The sequence below is a fragment of the Ruania alkalisoli genome (assembly GCF_014960965.1).
GTDB lineage: Bacteria > Actinomycetota > Actinomycetes > Actinomycetales > Beutenbergiaceae > Ruania > Ruania alkalisoli.
This window is the reverse complement of record NZ_CP063169.1, coordinates 1,424,579-1,441,769: the sequence shown is the minus strand read 5'-3', so window position 1 is coordinate 1,441,769 and position 17,191 is coordinate 1,424,579. Positions and strand designations below refer to the sequence as shown.

At 68.0% G+C, this 17,191-nt stretch carries 14 protein-coding genes; 6 read left to right on the top strand and 8 right to left on the bottom strand.

What is annotated here, in order from left to right:
• Positions 1-179: 179 nt before the first annotated feature.
• Both IM660_RS06110 and IM660_RS06105 read left to right on the top strand, forming a co-directional pair.
• Positions 180-974 (top strand): ABC transporter ATP-binding protein, encoded by a 795-nt coding sequence (locus IM660_RS06110; RefSeq protein WP_193498490.1) that lies wholly within the window; start codon positions 180-182, stop codon positions 972-974.
• Positions 974-3,562 carry an ABC transporter permease gene (locus tag IM660_RS06105; RefSeq protein WP_246465171.1) on the top strand — a complete coding sequence of 863 codons (2,589 nt, stop codon included), beginning with the start codon at positions 974-976 and terminating at the stop codon, positions 3,560-3,562. Before IM660_RS06110 ends, IM660_RS06105 begins: the two co-directional genes overlap by 1 nt.
• 81 nt (positions 3,563-3,643) lie before the next feature.
• Here IM660_RS06105 and IM660_RS06100 read toward each other — a convergent pair whose 3' ends face one another.
• The 6 genes from IM660_RS06100 to IM660_RS06075 form a co-directional block, all read right to left on the bottom strand.
• Positions 3,644-4,570 carry a dihydrodipicolinate synthase family protein gene (locus IM660_RS06100; protein ID WP_193498489.1) on the bottom strand — a complete coding sequence of 309 codons (927 nt, stop codon included), beginning with the start codon at positions 4,568-4,570 and terminating at the stop codon, positions 3,644-3,646.
• A 28-nt stretch (positions 4,571-4,598) separates the two neighbouring features.
• Entirely contained in the window at positions 4,599-5,435 is an 837-nt protein-coding gene (locus tag IM660_RS06095) for a carbohydrate ABC transporter permease (protein ID WP_193498488.1), read from the bottom strand.
• Complete coding sequence (locus tag IM660_RS06090) at positions 5,435-6,370, bottom strand: carbohydrate ABC transporter permease (RefSeq protein WP_193498487.1); 936 nt, start codon at positions 6,368-6,370, stop codon at positions 5,435-5,437. The genes IM660_RS06095 and IM660_RS06090 overlap by 1 nt, the downstream gene beginning before the upstream one ends.
• Before the next feature lie 23 nt (positions 6,371-6,393).
• Positions 6,394-7,701: an ABC transporter substrate-binding protein gene (locus tag IM660_RS06085; RefSeq protein ID WP_193498486.1), complete on the bottom strand. Its 1,308-nt coding sequence runs from the start codon at positions 7,699-7,701 to the stop codon at positions 6,394-6,396.
• A gap of 141 nt (positions 7,702-7,842) precedes the next feature.
• A complete protein-coding gene (locus IM660_RS06080) occupies positions 7,843-8,832 on the bottom strand; it encodes a LacI family DNA-binding transcriptional regulator (protein WP_193498485.1) in 990 nt (329 codons plus the stop codon).
• A 58-nt stretch (positions 8,833-8,890) separates the two neighbouring features.
• Positions 8,891-9,871 (bottom strand): aldo/keto reductase, encoded by a 981-nt coding sequence (locus IM660_RS06075; protein ID WP_193498484.1) that lies wholly within the window; start codon positions 9,869-9,871, stop codon positions 8,891-8,893.
• A gap of 210 nt (positions 9,872-10,081) precedes the next feature.
• On the opposite strand from IM660_RS06075, the gene IM660_RS06070 reads away from it, so the two are divergent.
• The 3 genes from IM660_RS06070 to IM660_RS06060 all read left to right on the top strand — a co-directional run bounded on the left by IM660_RS06070 (position 10,082) and on the right by IM660_RS06060 (position 14,815).
• Positions 10,082-10,954 carry an SDR family oxidoreductase gene (locus IM660_RS06070; protein WP_193498483.1) on the top strand — a complete coding sequence of 291 codons (873 nt, stop codon included), beginning with the start codon at positions 10,082-10,084 and terminating at the stop codon, positions 10,952-10,954.
• A gap of 35 nt (positions 10,955-10,989) precedes the next feature.
• The gene (locus IM660_RS06065) at positions 10,990-11,259 is read left to right on the top strand and encodes a DUF7218 family protein (protein ID WP_159622796.1); all 270 of its coding nucleotides are present in this window, start codon (positions 10,990-10,992) and stop codon (positions 11,257-11,259) included.
• A gap of 91 nt (positions 11,260-11,350) precedes the next feature.
• Positions 11,351-14,815 (top strand): FtsK/SpoIIIE domain-containing protein, encoded by a 3,465-nt coding sequence (locus IM660_RS06060; protein WP_193498482.1) that lies wholly within the window; start codon positions 11,351-11,353, stop codon positions 14,813-14,815.
• Here the strand turns inward: IM660_RS06060 and IM660_RS06055 are convergent.
• Positions 14,768-15,181 carry a hypothetical protein gene (locus tag IM660_RS06055; protein ID WP_193498481.1) on the bottom strand — a complete coding sequence of 138 codons (414 nt, stop codon included), beginning with the start codon at positions 15,179-15,181 and terminating at the stop codon, positions 14,768-14,770. The two genes, IM660_RS06060 and IM660_RS06055, sit on opposite strands and share 48 nt — an antisense overlap.
• Positions 15,182-15,376: 195 nt before the next feature.
• On the opposite strand from IM660_RS06055, the gene IM660_RS06050 reads away from it, so the two are divergent.
• Positions 15,377-15,625: a WhiB family transcriptional regulator gene (locus IM660_RS06050; protein WP_159622799.1), complete on the top strand. Its 249-nt coding sequence runs from the start codon at positions 15,377-15,379 to the stop codon at positions 15,623-15,625.
• Positions 15,626-15,709: 84 nt separating this feature from the next.
• Here IM660_RS06050 and IM660_RS06045 read toward each other — a convergent pair whose 3' ends face one another.
• Entirely contained in the window at positions 15,710-17,164 is a 1,455-nt protein-coding gene (locus IM660_RS06045) for a sensor histidine kinase (protein WP_193499250.1), read from the bottom strand.
• Between the last annotated feature and the right edge of the window lie 27 nt (positions 17,165-17,191).

The window sequence follows — 17,191 nt, the reverse complement described above, 5'->3', positions numbered from 1 at the left end:
CCGGCCCCATCCGGCCCAGTCCGCGACGGCGGCCTGAGTGTCGATCTCGGCACGACTTTCGACAGTCAGGCCGCCCTCGCGGTCTGACGCGGGCTCGCGAGAGGTCAACCCACAGGATGACCCGAGAACCCACCCACGGCCAGACGCGCCCGCACCGGACCGGCTCCTATGGTCGAGATATGACCACAACACCACCGCCCGGTACCCGGGGCGCCGCCGTCAGTGCTGTCAGTGCCGTGAGTGCCCGCCACCTCACCAAGGTCTACGGCAGCGGAGACATCGCCGTGACCGCTCTGAACGACGTCTCCATCCAGTTCGAGTCCGGCCAGTTCACGGCCATCATGGGCCCCTCTGGCTCCGGGAAGTCCACCCTCATGCACCTGCTCGCGGGCCTGGACTCGGCCACCTCCGGGCAGGTGCTTCTCGGGGAGACTGAGCTGACCGCGCTCGGAGACAACGAGCTCACGAAGTTGCGCCGTGAGCGCATCGGCTTCGTCTTCCAGTCGTTCAACCTGCTGCCCATGTTCACCGCCTACCAGAACATCACGCTGCCCTCCGAGCTGGCCGGGACAAGCCCGGACCAGAGCTGGCTGGACACCCTGATCGACACCTTCGGCATGCGGGACAGGCTCACGCACAAACCGCACCAGCTCTCCGGCGGGCAGCAGCAGCGGGTCGCGATCGCGCGAGCCCTAAGCACCCGGCCGGACGTGATCTTCGCCGACGAACCCACCGGCAACCTCGACTCCCGCTCGGGCGCGGAAGTGCTCTCATTCCTGCGCCGCAGCGTCCGCGAGCTCGGGCAGACCATCGTCATGGTCACCCACGACCCGACCGCCGCGGCCTACGCCGACCAGGTGGTGCTGCTCGCCGACGGGCAGATCGCCGGAACCATCGAGTCCCCGACGCCGGAGTCGGTCATGTCAGGGCTGGACGCACTGCGCACGATCGATCAGACGGCGGTGGCCGGCTGATGCTCAGGCTCACCCTGCACCAGATGCGCGCCTCGGCCGGCCGGTTGGTCGCTGCGGGGATCGCGATCATGCTCGGGACGGCCTTCGTAGCGGCCAGCCTGCTTGCGACGGCCACGATCGAACGCACCACCTACAACTCGGTCAGTTCGTCCTATTCCGGTGCCGATCTCGTGGTCGTCGCATCCGGCGGTCTCACCGACGACGACCTCGCCTCGATCGCTGCGGTCGAGGACGTCGACGCCGTGCACACGATGGCACTGCTGGGAGCCGAGGCGAGCGGTCCCAGCCGCACCGAGTACGTCACCCTCGGCGGAGCAGCCCCCGACAGTTCCCTCGAATCGGCTGATCTGGCCGAGGGAGAACTCCCGACGGCGCCTGGTCAGGTGGCGCTGACCACCGCCGTGGCCGAACGCCTGCAGGTGGGTATCGGGGACGAGATCTCTTCCTCCGTGGAGTACTGGGAAGCCGATCCGGATTCCCCCGACGGCGGAACGAACCAGTCGCAGACCGCCACCTTGACCGTGGTCGGCCTGCTGGACGAACCCGATGCGTTCCTGTTCAACCGCGCCTCCGCTCTCATCGAGCCCGAACAACTGAGCGAGTTGCTCACCCTGGTCTGGGACGGAGATCCCGCACACTACGAGCTGACCCTCGCTCTGGCCGGCGGTGCCGATCTGGAGGACGTGCGAGACGCCGTCGGCGGCCTGGTCGACCCGGGTGTCCACGTGCGCACAGTCGAGGAACAGGCAAAGGTCACGACCGCCCAGCTCACCGGCAACGACCAGATCATGACCGTGCTGTTGCTCGCGTTCGCGACCGTCGCCCTCGCGGTGGCGGCCCTGGTGATCACGAACACCTTCCAGGTGCTCGTCGCCCAGCGCACGCGCACCCTGGCGCTGCTGCGATGTGTGGGAGCGGCGAAGGCGCAGGTGCGTCGCTCGGTCCTGCTGGAAGCCGCGATCCTCGGCACTCTCGCCTCGATCGCCGGGATTGCGCTCGGTAGCGGCCTGGTGGCCGCTGGGCTCGCAGTGCTCTCCACTCTCGAGCTGGAGGTACCCATCGACGCCGGGCTGACCCTCACCCCGGCCGTGATCCTCGCACCGCTGATCACCGGCGTCCTCGTAACGACGGCCGCCGCGCTGGTCCCCGCCCGCATGGCCACCCGTGTGGCTCCACTCGCCGCGCTGCACCCGATGGAAGGCCGGGACGCCCCCAGGGCCGGGCGGGCGCGGGCAGTGCTCAGCACTGCACTCCTCGTCGGCGGTTTCGGTCTGCTCGCCCTGGCCATGGTCGCGGTCCGCTCGTCCGGGTCGGACTCCGAGGACACGATCCTGCTGGCGCTGGGGGTCGGCCTGCTCGGCGGGATCGTCTCCCTCGTCGGCCTGCTCGTGGGGAGCGTGTTCGTCGTGCCTCGCCTGATCCGGCTCGTCGGGCGGCTCGCCGGACGGGGCGTCACCGGGAAGATCGCGATCGCGAACTCCGTACGCAATCCGAAGCGGACCGCGTCGACCGCGAGCGCCCTGCTGATCGGGGTGGCACTCGTGACGATGATGAGCACCGGTGCGATGTCCGCGCGCGAGACCCTCACCAACGAACTCGACGCACGGTTCCCCGTCGACCTGAGCGTGGCCACGGGAGATTCCCTCTCCGACGTGCAGATCAGCGCCGTCGAGAAGGTGGACGGAGTCACCGAATCGGTACTGCTGAGCCGGAGGGATGTGGACGCTGCGAACGAGGACGGCACCAGCACATGGCTGACCGTCGCGGCAGTCGAGGAGGGCGAACTGCAGAACGTGCTGCGCGATCCTGCCGCGGCACAGCCGGAGCCCGGGATCGTCGTGGTACCCAGTGAGATGGCCAGTTGGCAGGGCATCAAGGATGGGGATCGACTCACACTGAGCGGGTCCGGTCCCGAGGCAGGATCGGCCGAGGTCACGGTCACTGCTCGGGTGACGGGGCTGGACGGGATGGTCGCGCTGCTGGACCCGGCGACCTTCGCCGAGCTCGGCGAGGTGGCTCCCGCCTCGATGCTGTGGGCACGACTGGCCGACGATGCGAACGAACGTGACGCCGTCCGCAGCGTGCAGTCCACGCTCACCGACCTCTCGGAAACCGTGGACGGGCTGCAGGCACCGGAGATCAGCGGTGCCGCGGTCGAGCGCGCCGCCTACGGGCAGGTCGTGGACACCCTTCTCGCGGTGGTCGTCGGACTGCTCGGAGTGTCCGTCGTGATCGCCCTGGTGGGCGTGGCCAACACGCTGTCGCTGTCGGTGATCGAACGCCGGCGGGAGTCGGCCATGTTGCGCGCCCTTGGTCTGACGAAGGCTCAGCTGCGGGGCATGCTGGCCCTGGAGGGAGTACTGATCGCCGGCGCCGGAGCGTTGATCGGTGCGATCGCCGGACTGCTGTACGGCTGGGCGGGCTCGACCGTGATGCTCAGTTCCGTGGCTGAGGTCCCGCTCATGGTCCCCTGGCGCGACCTGGCCCTGGTGGCTGCTGTAGCACTGGTGGCCGGGCTGCTCGCCTCGGCTCTGCCGGCCCGGTCGGCGGTGCGCACCTCCCCGGTGGCGGCGCTCGGGGTCGAGTGAGGCCGGCGAGCTGACGGGGCGCCGGACGCCACCGGCCCGACCATCACAACGTCGAGCCGGTGGCAGGCACCCTGTCAATCCCTACTGGCAGGTGCGTAGTCCAGGGAGGTCGAGTGAGTCGATGTAGTCGACGAGGTCGATCAACGGCTGTCCCTCATGTGGTCCGATCGGCTCCGGCTTCCACCTGCTCACGGGAAGCACCTGCAGACCGGAACGGTGGGCCAGCAAGTACTTCGCGCTGCTGGGGTAGCGGCTATTGATACCGTGCTCGGCGATGCTGAGCAGGCGCTGCACCCGTTCGACCTCGGCGACCGCTTCCGACTCGTAGTTCGCACACAGCCAGGCCACCAGGTCCGGATAGATGTTCGCTGCATACCCACAGAACCCGTGACCACCCGCACGCTGCGTGCTGACCAGGGAGGAAATCTCCGCGTTGTAATGCTTCAGCGGGGTGCCCCGACTGGCCCCGATACGGGCCGTCATGGTGTCCATGCGGTGGCTTGTGTCCTTGTAGAACACGAATCGTCCAGTACTCGCGAGAGCCCTGACGGTCTCCAGGGTCAGGAGCCGCTTGTAGGGCACCGGGCATTCATAGATCCCGAACGGGACATCGGGTACATCCTCCAGCACCGTCTGAACCCGAGTGAAGAGCACGTCATCGGACTCCTCCGCAGTGGCGAGCGTTGAGGCGATGAGCACCACCGCTGCGGCACCGGCCTCCACCTGAGCCGCCGCCGCGGCAGCGATCTGCGCAGGTTCGCCACCGAGCGCGGAGGAGATCACCGGTACCCGCCCGTCAGCCACGTCCGAGACCCGACGCGTCAGCGCGACACGTTCGGCGGGCGTCAGGTCATACATCTCGCTGGAGAGCGCGACAGCAAAGATCCCGGCAGCGCCGGTCCTGATCAGCCAGTCGGTGTAAGCCTCCACCGCATCCCAGTCGATCGCGTGATCGTCCCGGAACGGGGTGAGCATGACCGGCCAGGCGCCGTTAGGAAGGAAATCCACATTCACGTCCTTTGAAAGGTTGGGGGCTTCAGCCCTTGAGGGATCCGGTCACCAGATCGAGATTCCAGTAGCGCTGCAAGAAGAGGAAGAGTGCGATAAGCGGCGCGACAGCCAAGAGGCAACCCATAATGACGAAATTGTAGACATTCGTCTGGTCCGTCCCCTGGTTCATCATTGAGTAGAAACCAACAGTCAGTGGCATCAGATCCCGCTGCGTGACCATGATGAACGGCAGCAGAAAGTTGTTCCAGATCCCAACGAACTGCAGTAGGAACACCGTGATCAGTCCGGGCGTCAGCATCGGGAGCCCGATGCTACGAAACAGGCGGAGCTCCCCCGCGCCGTCCAGGCGCCCTGACTCCAACATCTCGTCCGGAATAGCCGACATGCTAAAGATCCAAGCCAGGTAGATGCTGAACGGGCTGATCATCACCGGCAGCAGGATCGACCAGTGCGTCCCCGCCAGGCCAATGGTCGACATCAGCAGGTACTGCGGGATCGCGAGGATGATTCCCGGCACCAGCACCCCGAGCAGTACGTAGCCCAGGACGATTCGCTTGCCACGGAACTCATACTTCCCCAGCGCGAATCCCGCCATCGCGGCAATCGCGGTGGCGCCGAGCGCTCCACCTCCGGCATAGATCACGCTGTTGAGACTCCAACCCCAGAACGCGCCCCCGGCGAACTGGAGAAGTCCTTGAATGTTCTCCGCGAAGCCGCCGGTGAAACTCGGCACGACGGACGGCGTGGAGAACAGTTCCGAAGATCGTTTGGTAGCAGCGGCCACCAGCCAGTACACCGGGAACAGGCAGTACACAGCACCGAGCACCAGCACGGTAGTTGGGATCAGTCCACGAGTGCGCATCAGGCACCTCCTCGGGTGGCACGCCAGCGCGTGATCGCAAATACCAGCAGGGAGGCAAGAACGGTCGCTGCCGTCATGAGCATGGACAACGCCGATGCGCCGTAGAGGTCGTTGGTGATGAAGGCGTCCCGGTAGACCACCATCATCGGCACCCAGTCCGAACCGATCGCAGCCGAGAGCAGCACCATCGTGTTGGGTTCACTGAAGACCTGCAGCGAGCCAATGATGGTGAACATCCCGGTGAGCACGAGGCCGGGGACGATCAGTGGTGTCTTGATCCTCAGCGCCAACTGGATTGCATTGCACCCGTCTATCTTGGCGGCGTCATACAGTTCACCGGGCACGCCCCGCAGCGCCGTGTAGAGAATGACGGTATTGAATCCGACCGCACCCCAGATCGCGATATTCGCGATCGAGGCCACGATCGACCCCGCACCCAGGAAGTCAGGCGGCGGCGTACCCACGGCTGCAGCGAAATCGTGAAACGGGCTGACTCCTGGCAGGTAGAGAAAGCCCCACATGAGCGCCGCGATGACGCCGGGGACGGCATAAGGGATGAAGATGCCGATGCGGGTGACGCGTCGGAGCCTGGTGCTCTCGTTGTCCAGCATGAGCGCGAAGACCCATGCCAGCGTCAGCGTGATCGGCACGAAGATCAGCGCAAACATCAGCATCCGCCCCACCGATGGAAGCAGGTCTGGACGCGCCAACACACGCACATAGTTCTCGAGCCCGACGAACACCTCCTCCGCCACCCCGAGGCCGCCCCCGGAGATGCGCTGCCGATGCAGACTCACCCACAGCGCGTACCCCAGGGGAATCGTGAGAACACCGGTGATCATCGCCAGTGCCGGCGTGAGGAACACCCAGGGCGCCACAGCACGCCCGGTGATGCGCCGCCGTCGAGATCGTGCTGAAGCCGCTGGCACCAACATCGCTGACACAGTCTCGCTCCGCCTCACTCGACCGGATAGCCCAGTGACGCCATCTCCTCGACGACGCTCTGCTGGACGACGGTGAGTGCGTCGGCGAAGCTCGTGCCGGTTGACAGGGCTTCACTCACGGCGTTGCTGAAGGAGTCGAAGCCGAAGGCAACGTTCGGGCCCCAGGTCACCGGCACCGTGTACTCATCGATCCTGGCTGCAAGCTCGTAGTAGTCACTCTGCTCGGACATGAAGTCCGGCGGGGACTGCAGCGCGTCGATCTCGCGCCCTTCGAGCGCCGAGGGCCAGATGCTCGCGTGCTCGATGTATGCCTCGATCGCCTCCGGGGAGGTGTTCAGCCAGAGCGCGAATTCACGCGCCTGCTCGGGGTGCTCGGTCTGCGTGGTGACCACTGTTCCCGAGCCGCCCATCACGCCGGCTGCCGGTTCCGGATCCCACTGGGGAATCTCCACGGCGCGCCACAGTCCGGCGGTGTCGGGGGCGTTCTGCTCGATGAGCGGGGGTGACCAGACCGCACCGAGCCAGCTGACGAGCGTGCCATCGGCGACTGCGGCCTGCCATTCCGGGGTGTAGGTGTTCATCGTTGCCACGACGCCTTCATCGACCAGACCTTGCCAATAGTCCGCGACGCGAACACTCGCGTCACCGTCGATGTCGACGCTCCACTGCTCGCCGTCGTTGGACCACCATTGACCGCCTGCCTGCTGGGCGAGTGCAGCGAAGAGCGAGGCATCATTGGAGGGGAAGGTCGCGAGGTAGGTATCCGGGTCGTTCTCACGGATCACGCGGGCTGCTTGCGCGTACTCGTCCCACGTAGTTGGTGGTTCCAGTCCGAGTTCGGCGAAGACGTCGGTGCGGTAGAAGAGCATCTGCGGTGATGTTCCCTGCGGGACAGCGTAGTTCACACCACCGAAGGTGGTGAGATTCCATGCGGGCACTGCGGTGTCGGCTTCCCGGTCCCCCATGGCGTCCGAGACGTCGTCGGCGATCTCGTTCACCACCAGCGTCGGCAGGTTGTCGTAGGTGATGTTGGACAGGTCTGGCAGGTTGCCGCCCTCCGCCGCCGCCAGGAGCTTTGCGGTGATCTCGCCACCACCGGCTGAGTTGTTGACCTCCACCTGGATATCGGGATTGGCCTCGTTCCAGATCGAGACCACCTCCTCGATGTTCGGAGCCCATGACCAGTACTCCAGGACAACGGGTGACTCGGGATCAGGCGCCGGATCCGCGGTTCCCGTCGTGCATGCGGCCAGGGACAAGGCCGCCGTGCCAGCGAGGCACAGGGCCGCTGATATGTGGCGCCGGGAGGCTGTTCGGGACATGGAGACACTCCTTCGTGGCTTCAAAACGTTACCGGTCACATTTCGTGCTGCGAGTCTAGACGCACGAATCACGCGAGCGCAACGCCTCAGCACCGAAGCGGACTTCCGATGCGATGCCCGCACCGACCGGACGCGCGTGGATCAGGCGCGCACGGGCCCACTGGAACGGCGCACCACGAGCCGGTGCTCGGGGTAGTCGCCGGCGTGCTCTCGGCCCTCGATTGCGGCGATCAGCCGCGCCACGCTCACCCGGCCACTGCGCTCGAACTCCATCCGCACCGTGGTCAGTGGCGGATAGGTGTATCCGGACATCGACAGATCGTCAAAGCCGACCACACTCACGTCCTCGGGCACCCGGATCCCCAGCTCGTGCATCCGCAACAACGCCCCCATGGCGATCCGGTCGTTGGCCGCGAAGACCGCCGTGACGCCGCTACCCGGCAGCATCTCGGCACGGCGATAGCCCGACTCGAAGTCCCAGTCGCCCGGCCAGACCACCGGAACTGTGCCGACCTCACCCGCCCAGCGCTCGTATTCGGTCAACCGGAATTGCGCCGCCGTCCATTCCGGCGGGCCGGCCAGATGCGCGACCTGGGTGTGCCCGAGGTCGGTGAGGTGATCGAGTACGAGCCGAGCGCCGCGGCGCTCACTGGCGGCGGCGCCGTCGCCACCGACGATCACGATCGGCACCTCGATGTCGAGCTCGGCGAGGGCCGCGGCGGTACCCACGGTCGGTGAGGTGATGAGCAATCCCTCCGCACCCTTGCGGACCAGTTCCTCGACTCCGCCCGCGAGCATCCCGGGGTCCAGCGGATCGAGCCCCATCACCTCGACGATGTATCCGAGTTCGCGTGCGGCATCGCTGGCTCCTTGCAGGACCAATCCCGGATTGTGCCCAGCGATTTCGAACCCGAGCGCACCCAGCCGGTAGGTGCGGTTGGTGGCGAGCAATCGGGCAACCATATTGGGCCGATACTGGAGCTCTTCGAGCGCCGCCTCGACCTTGACGCGGTTGTACGGGCGGATGCCGCCATCCCCGTTGAGGAACCGCGCGACCGTCTGGTGGCTGACGCCAGCGCGCTTGGCCACGTCATAGATCGTCGCAGATCTCTTCGCACCCCCCGGGCTCATCGCGTCTCCTCACCCTCAGTCGGTGGACGCCACCAGTGGGCCGCCCGTGATGCAGTTCCTACCACGCGTAGGCCTCCGGGGCCGGCTTGCCGCCATGGGGGAAGGGTGCGGGGAACAACTCGTCGAGGCGCTCCAAGGTCGGCCTCTCCAACGTCACCTCGAGCGCACGCACAGCACCCTGCAGCTGGTCGCATGTGCGCGGGCCGATGATCGGGGCGGTCACCGCGGGACGTGTGAGCAACCATGCGAGCGCAACATCGGCCGGCCACTCCCCCAGTTCAGCGCAGAGCACCTCGTAGGCCTGGAGTTGCTCCCGGTGCCGTGCGATGCCCGCTTCGTTGGCACTGCCGCGGCCGGCCACATTCTCGCGCTGCTTGGCCAGCACTCCGGCCAGGAGACCGCCCGCGACGGGTGACCAGGGGACGATGCCAATGCCGAAGTGCTCTGCCGCAGGCAGCACCTCGAGTTCGACCCATCGGCTCAGCAGGTTGTACAGAGACTGCTCGCTGACGAGCCCAAGCAGACCGAGCTCTGAGGCCACCCCCTGCGCCGTCGCAAGGTGCCAGCCGGCAAAGTTCGACGAACCCACGTAGAGGATCTTCCCCTGTTGCCGCAGTACTGACATCGCCTCCCAGATCTCTTCCCACGGGGTGCTGCGGTCGATGTGATGCATCTGATAAAGATCGATGTAGTCGGTCTGCAGCCTCAGCAAGGAGGCATCGCACGCCCGCCGGATGTTCCGCGCCGAAAGACCCCGATCGTTCGGCCACTCGGTCATCGGATGGTGGAGTTTGGTCGCGAGCACGGTGCGCTCCCGTCTACTGCCACCCCCAGCGATCCAGCGCCCGACGATCTCCTCGGTCTGTCCCGCGTGCTCGCCGTAGCCGTTCGCAGTATCGACGAAGTTGATTCCCATCTCTAGCGCAGCATCCAGGATCGCGTGGGATTCCTGTTCGTTCGTACGGGGGCCGAAGTTCATGGTGCCGAGACACAGCGGCGAGACGACGAGCCCCGATCGGCCAAGTGAGCGATAGTCCATGTCGGCCAATCTACGCGGTCCTCGACCGCATTGTGACCGGTAACGTCCACGCGCGGCGGGGCAGGGAACGCGAGAGGGGTATCGCCGGGAGCGCACAGGGGACTCTCTGGACGCGTCCAGTCCTCGTGCGAGATCTGACGGGTCTGGCTAGCGTGGGCAGGGCATGCACTGACCAACCGCGCTCGAGCAGCGCCGATGGGAGTGGACGGGATGCACGACCCGAGAACGGCCTACCACTCCGGGGAGTTCCCCGGGCAGCGACAGGACTCGCCGGGCAGCCACGAGGCGATGAATCCCGTACCCGACAGTGGTGCTGAAACTTACGTCGGGCACGGGCGCCTTGCCGGCCGCCGCACCCTGATCACCGGGGCCGACTCGGGGATCGGACGAGCCGTGGCGATCGCGTTCGCCCGCGAAGGTAGCGCCCTCGCGCTCAACTACCTCCCCGAGGAGTCCGACGACACAGCCCAGACGGTCCACCTGATCGGCTCAGCAGGGCCACCAGTCGTGCAGCTTCCCGCCGATCTCCGTGACGAGAGCGCCAACACCGAGGTGGTGGCCCAGTCGCTCGATGCCCTCGGCGGGCTGGATGTCCTGGTTCTCAACGCCGGGTACCAGCACGACATCTCCGACATCACCGCTTTGGAGACCTCTGAGATACGCCGGGTGGTCGAGACGAACTTCATGGCACCGCTGATCACGATCCGCGCGGCGGCCGAGCATCTGGGCCCGGGCTCGTGCATCATCATCACGACATCGATCCAAGCGTGCGACCCCAGCCCTGGCCTGGTTGACTACGCGATGACCAAGGCGGCCCAGGCCGCCCTGGTGAAGGCTCTGGCCCAGTCGCTTGGTGAACGCGGGATCCGCGTGAACGCAGTCGCCCCTGGGCCGATCTGGACGCCGTTGATCCCCAGCACCGGATGGTCGGAAGACCATGTGGCGTCCTTCGGCCAGGACACCCCACTAGGCCGCGCCGGGCAGCCGGCCGAACTCGCCGGCGCCTACGTCTACCTGGCCTCCGACGAAGCCTCCTACACCAGCGGCTGCATCCTCGCCGTCACCGGCGGCAAGTCGCTGTAGCACGAGAGCAGCAGGACCACGAGGATAGGAGTGACATGCCCGAACGCGATGTACCTTCATCGATCAAGAATCCCGAGATGTACGAGGAACTCCGGGAGGACGGGGCCTCCAAGGAGAAGGCTGCACGGATCTCCAACGCCGCTGCCCAAGAGGGCGAGTCGGAGGTCGGGCGCCGCGGTGGCGAGGCCACCGACTACCAGGACCGCACCGTTCCCGAACTTCAGGACCGCGCCAAGGAGCTCGGGCTATCGGGCTACTCCGACATGACGAAGGACGAACTGATCGACCTGCTTCGCGACCACTGAGCCCGGATCGCGCGAGGTCGATGTTGCGCCATCCACAACCCCGGTGCGCACCTTTGGGCGGATGCCCTGGACTACGCGCATCGTGTGATGCGTGCCCGCTCTTGAACGCCATCACCTCGCCGTCGTCTCCGGTCCTGGTCTGGGCTGGGTGGTTCCGCTGGGCGCCGAACAGGCCACCGTGGGGCGGGCCGAGCATGTGGACCTGTCTGTGCCGGACCCCCTGCTCTCGCGGGAGCACCTGGGCGCCCGCGATCGAGGAGGTCGGGTCCGCGTACGTGACCTCGGCTCGGCCAACGGCACGGTCTTGCGGGCCGCGCGCAGATCCTCGCACGGGTCAGCCGAGTCAGCTGGGTCGACCGGGTCAACACGGTTGGCGCGCAAGCGGCGCCTGGGTCACCGATGGCAGTCCGCCCCGGTCGGGAGCCTAGTGATCAGCGGATCGACCGTGTTGCAGGTACGGGCCCATCCCGCGCTGCGCGACCTGCCGGAACCTGAGCAGCCCGTCTCCGACGGTCTGCTGGGACGGTTGCTGCTCCCCGTGCTGATCTCGCTGACCATGATCCCGCTACTGCTCTCCGGTGGAGGTGGTGGCTGGCGGATCCTGCTCATGCTCGCGATGCCGCTGGCCATCGTGGGGGCCGTGCTCTGGCCGGTGCTGCGCGAGCGGGCACGCCGCAGGCTCCGGCGACCCGGTCCAGATCCCGTCCCCCCTCCTCGGGTGACGTTCGCCGATCCCGCCGAAGCACTCGCGTGGCCAGGCGCAGCCCCCGGGCCCGACGAGCAGGGCTGGGAGCTCGGCAACGCCGACGAACGCGCACCGCGCCCCACCCGGCCAGGCCGTGTGCTCTCACCTCGGCATCTCCGCCTGGCCGAGGCCCTGCGGCACTGTCAACCGCCGGCAGCCGGTGAGGGCATCGCGCTCGTGGGCGAACCGGCAGCCGTGCGCGGCCTCGGACGATGGGTGGTGGCGCGTACCGCTGCCACCCGCGCCTGCGCCGTCCTCGCACCCGAGGACTGGGGGTGGGCAGCCCCGCTCGCCGAGCGCACTCCCGACGGCGACCCCTCGCTGCGGGTGCACGACCTCACCAGCACCGAGCCCTCACCGACATACGACCCCGACGCCGCTCATCTCGTGCTGGCGGCACGCGTGGCTGACGTGCCGCCGTGGTGCACCACCGTGATCGCGGTGCGCCCAGTTCACGACCGGCTGGTGAGCGAGCAGTGGGCGGAGGAGTTCGTGACCGCGCTCGCCGCACACCGGCCGGACGCCGGGAGGCTGCCGGCCCAGATCCATCTGGGCGCGCTCCTCGGCCCAGCGGAGCACACGCAGCTGCTGGACATCTGGTCCCAGAACCTGCCAGGACTGCCGGGGATCGTCGGGGCCGGTCAGCAAGGCCCGGTCGAACTCGACCTTGCCCAGGACGGACCGCACGCACTCGTCGCGGGTACCACCGGTTCCGGCAAGTCCGAGCTACTCGTCGCGTGGATTCTCGCGATCGCGCACGCGCGATCGCCCCAGGATGTCTCGTTCGTGCTCATCGACTACAAGGGCGGCGCCACCTTCGGCCCGCTCTGGACGCTGCGCCACGTCGTCGGTCTCGTCACCGACCTGGATGCGGCAGCGACCGCACGGGCGCTGGCCAGCTTGCGGGCTGAGCTGCACCACCGTGAGCGACTGCTCGCCGCGGTCGGCGCAAACGACCTGACGGGCTACGAGCGGCTCCGGCCGGACGGATCCGAGGCGCTCGGCCGTCTGGTGGTGGTCGTGGACGAGTTCCGGGCGATGGCCGATGCCCACCCTGACCAGCTCGATGCACTGGTTCGCTTGGCCGCTCAGGGACGTTCGCTCGGGATCCACCTCGTCCTGGCCACGCAGCGGCCGGGGGGCGCGATCACCGCGGACATGCGCGCCAACCTCACCACCCGGTTGTGCTTGCGGGTGCTCGAGGAGTCCGACGCCCAGGACGCGATCGGAGAGTCGACGCCTGCTCGACTCCCCCGGATTCCCGGGCGCGCGGTGCTGCGCACCGAGGGCCGGCAGGTGCTCCAGGCCGCGTGGTGCGGACCGGCGCAGACGGGCTGGTTGACCGAGCGGATCTCGCAGTTGAACGCGGCCGCCGATGCGCTCGAACAGCGGCAACCGTGGCGTCGGGCGCGCCGATCGCCGTGGGCACCGCCGTTGCCAGAACGCTGCACGCCCGCGGAACTCGCAGGCCACGCCGGATCGGCACCGGCTGGTGCCCGGTTCCCGATGCCGATCGCTCGGACCGACGTACCCGAGGAGCAGCGCTTGGGGACTTGGTACTGGCCCGGTGGCACCCTGCTGGTGTCCGGGCCGGCAGGAACGGGACGCACCACCGTGCTGCAAACCGTGGTTGAGGCGTCGCTGCGCGTAGGCACGGCGACGCACGTGATCGCAGAGGGAGCGGGCAGCTGGGACAGTGCGTCGGCACCCGCGGCCGGGACCTGGTGCGACCCGGAGGATGTGCGCCGCGTACGCCGGATGCTGGTCGGCCTCGGCCGCGGCGAAGGGCCGGCGTTGCTGGCGATCGACGACATCGACACCGTCCTGGCGGCCCTGGAGGAGACCGGAGCTCCCGGGGAAGGTGCAGAGCTGCTCGGCAACCTGCTGCGGCGCAGCCGCCGCATCGGGCTGGACCTGCTGCTCACCGCACCGGCACCAGCCCATCGTTGGGCGGGCGTGGTGGACCGCCACCTCGTGCTGTGCCCACGCGACCAGGCCGACGCTGTGATGGCAGGGGTGCCGCGAGAGCTCGTCGGCACCGGGTGGCCACCGGGCCGCGGAGTGCTGGTCGAGCGAGGTGGAGCAGTGACGATGCAGATCGCGGTGACAGAACCTGACGCCGGCGCCTGGGGCCACCCGCCCAGCCCACCCTGGCGAATCCGTCCCCTGCCCGACATGGTGGCCCTCCCCTCCGGCCCGGATCAGGGCGAGCATGACGCCGCGGACCACAGCCTGATCCTCGGACGAGGCGGCGATGACGCCGGACTCCTGCGTCTCCACCCACGTCCGGGGCAGACCTGGCTGGTGGCCGGCCCGCCCGGCTCCGGCCGCACCACCACCGTGCTCACTCTCATCACCCAGCTACGAGCGCTGGGCTGGCAGATCGCTGGGGAGCCACGGACCGTGTCGCAACCCATGGCCACGACCACAGCCACGGATGGGGTGGGGGCCGCCGTCGTGATCGACGATGCCGACCGGCTCACCAGCGGCCGGCTACCGGACGGGGCCGATGATCCACAGACCCTGCTGATCGCGGCAACACGGCCCGACGGCGCACTCACCGCGGCGCATCCGCTGGGCGCTCGGCTCCGGGAGGCCGACGTGACGATCGCCCTCGCCGGGGTGCCGCTCGGGCACCTGCCACCGGCATTGCTACGGCCACACCAGGAGCCAGAAAGCCCGCCCGGACGCGCGGTACTGCTGCATCGCGGACGCGCGACACCGCTCCAGGTCGCCATGGTGGCGGCAGCCGGCCCAGGAGAGTCAGAGGACGGCGTCGGGGTTGCCCGAGCCGGAGGTGGCAGCCAGTGAGGTCGGTAGCAGCAGACACACAGTCACCGCGATCGCGGCCGCGATCCCGGGAATGGTCAGCCACCAGGGCAACTGCGCGAACGAGGAGACGAGCACCGCGACCTGGAGCAGCTGCCAGGTGATGACCGGGCCGCGCCCCCAGCGGCGTCCCTCGTGCAACGCACGCACCGCCGCTGCGAGGAGCAGCGCGAAAAGCACCAGCACCACCAGCACACCAACGTTGATGGCGAGCATCGCACCACCAGCGAGGGCGGAGGAGACAACCCCCATCACACCGACGAGGATCAGCACGGCAGCTTCGAGAACGGCGAGCAGCAGGGCGACCCGCAGCGGGACATTGTGAGGCTCAGAGGTCGTGTCGGGCACACGATCAGGGTACGTGCTGTGACAGATCTCTCAGCGCTACCAACACGAAACTGTGACGTAACCCCTTGTGCACATTTGGGGGCTCGTGTGAGAGTTGTTCTCAGTGAAAGAGCGCGTACGGCGCGGACCACCCCACCCCTGCACGGAGTGAATCCGGTTCTAGCGCGCCCGCACGCCTGGCGAAGGAGTATACGCATGGATTGGCGTCACGAAGCCGCGTGTCTGACCGAGGACCCGGAACTGTTCTTCCCCATCGGCAACACTGGCCCTGCTCTGCAGCAGATCGACGAGGCGAAGGCCGTGTGCCGTCGTTGCACCGTCGTGGACACCTGCCTGAAGTGGGCCATCGAGTCCGGCCAGGATGCTGGTGTCTGGGGCGGGATGTCCGAGGACGAGCGCCGCGCGCTCAAGCGCCGCACCGCCCGCGCCCGCCGCGCCAGCTGACGCGACAGCCCCACGATCGAGGCTCTGACGGCCGGTCACCCGAACGGGTGGCCGGCCGTCGGCATGCTTCGACCGCGCTGATGGTCAGCTCTCCCGCGTCTCCCCCAGCCTCGCCTTGAGGATCACGGCGGTCCCCCCGGTCGGTACCGGCTCCCAGGTGATGGTGCCGTCGAGCTCGGTCGCCACCAGGGTGCGAACGATCTGTGTGCCGAGACCGTTCATCGCGATCTCGGACTCCATCCCCCGGCCGTCGTCGGCCACCCGTACCTCGAGGTGGTGACCGGACCGGTCGGCGTCGATCGTCACCGTGCCCCCGATGCCCGCGAGTCCATGCTCGACGGCGTTGGTCACCAACTCCGTGAGCACCACCGCGAGCGCGGTCGCATCAGTAGCGGGCACCCGTCCGAAGGTGCCGTTGCGGACAGTCTTGACGTGCGTCTCCCCCGAGGCGACGTCGGCTGCCAGGCGCAGCGTGCGGCCGAACACCTCGTCGAAGTCGACGACCTCGTCGATGGTCTGCGAGAGCGCCTCATGCACAGTGGCGATCGTGGCCACGCGTCGCATCGCCTCCTCCAGCGCCGACCGGGCATCGGTGGAATCGGTGCGTCTGGCCTGCAGCCGCAGCAGCGCCGCCACCGTCTGCAGGTTGTTCTTGACCCGGTGGTGGATCTCCCGGATGGTGGCGTCCTTGGTGAGCAGCTCGCGTTCACGGCGCCGCAACTCCGAGACGTCGCGCACCAGGAGCACCGCGCCGACTCGCTGCCCGTACTCGGTGACCGGCAGCGCCCGCAGCGACAGGCTCACCCCGCGAGCCTCCATCTCGGTGCGCCAGGCCGCGCGCCCCATCACCACCAGCGGCAACGACTCGTCCACCGGCGAGTTGACCTCCACCAGTGGCGTGACCACCTCCGCGAGGGTGCGGCCGACGATCTCGTCAGTGACCCCCAACCGGTGGAAGGCACTCAGCGCGTTCGGGCTGCCGTAGAGCACCTCTCCTTCGCTATTGAGCCGGACCAGACCGTCGCCCACCCGCGGAGCACCGCGCCGTGGGCCTGTCGCTGCGTTCGCCAGCGGGAACTCGCCCCGGGCGATCATGCCGCACAGTTCGTCCGCGGACTCGACGTAGTTGAGTTCGAGCCGGCTCGGGGTACGGCTCGCCCCCAGGTAGGTCTCCCGCGCGATCACGGCCAAGGTGCGTCCGGCTCGCACGACGGGAATGGTCTCCTCCCGGATCGCGAACGTGCCGTTCCAGCGCGCCTCCCGGGCCCGGTTCACGGCCTGCGCACCGCGCGCCTGCCGTAGCGTCTCCCGCAACCCGGCTGGAGCGCGCTGGCCCACGACGTCGTCGTGGTGCACGGTGGCGCCGGTGGAGGGTCGGGCGTGCGCGACCGCAACGAAGTCGTCTTCGGTGGTCGGCAGCCACAGCACCAGGTCGGCAAACGCGAGGTCGGAGATCACCTGCCAGTCGCCGACGAGGAGATGGAGCCACTCCGCGTCCTGTGTTGCCAGGTCGCTGTGCTGGTCGATCAGATCACCCATCGTGGACACGGGTTCCACTTTACGGCC

What these genes read in the sequence shown, in the direction of transcription:
- IM660_RS06050 (WP_159622799.1), top strand. Translation starts at nt 15,377, where the DNA reads ATGGATTGGCGTCACGAAGCCGCGTGTCTGACCGAGGACCCGGAACTG.
- IM660_RS06065 (WP_159622796.1), top strand. Translation starts at nt 10,990, where the DNA reads ATGCCCGAACGCGATGTACCTTCATCGATCAAGAATCCCGAGATGTAC.
- IM660_RS06085 (WP_193498486.1), bottom strand. Translation starts at nt 7,701, where the DNA reads ATGTCCCGAACAGCCTCCCGGCGCCACATATCAGCGGCCCTGTGCCTC.
- IM660_RS06070 (WP_193498483.1), top strand. Translation starts at nt 10,082, where the DNA reads ATGCACGACCCGAGAACGGCCTACCACTCCGGGGAGTTCCCCGGGCAG.
- IM660_RS06045 (WP_193499250.1), bottom strand. Translation starts at nt 17,164, where the DNA reads ATGGGTGATCTGATCGACCAGCACAGCGACCTGGCAACACAGGACGCG.
- IM660_RS06075 (WP_193498484.1), bottom strand. Translation starts at nt 9,871, where the DNA reads ATGGACTATCGCTCACTTGGCCGATCGGGGCTCGTCGTCTCGCCGCTG.
- IM660_RS06080 (WP_193498485.1), bottom strand. Translation starts at nt 8,832, where the DNA reads ATGAGCCCGGGGGGTGCGAAGAGATCTGCGACGATCTATGACGTGGCC.
- IM660_RS06110 (WP_193498490.1), top strand. Translation starts at nt 180, where the DNA reads ATGACCACAACACCACCGCCCGGTACCCGGGGCGCCGCCGTCAGTGCT.
- IM660_RS06090 (WP_193498487.1), bottom strand. Translation starts at nt 6,370, where the DNA reads ATGTTGGTGCCAGCGGCTTCAGCACGATCTCGACGGCGGCGCATCACC.
- IM660_RS06095 (WP_193498488.1), bottom strand. Translation starts at nt 5,435, where the DNA reads ATGCGCACTCGTGGACTGATCCCAACTACCGTGCTGGTGCTCGGTGCT.
- IM660_RS06105 (WP_246465171.1), top strand. Translation starts at nt 974, where the DNA reads ATGCTCAGGCTCACCCTGCACCAGATGCGCGCCTCGGCCGGCCGGTTG.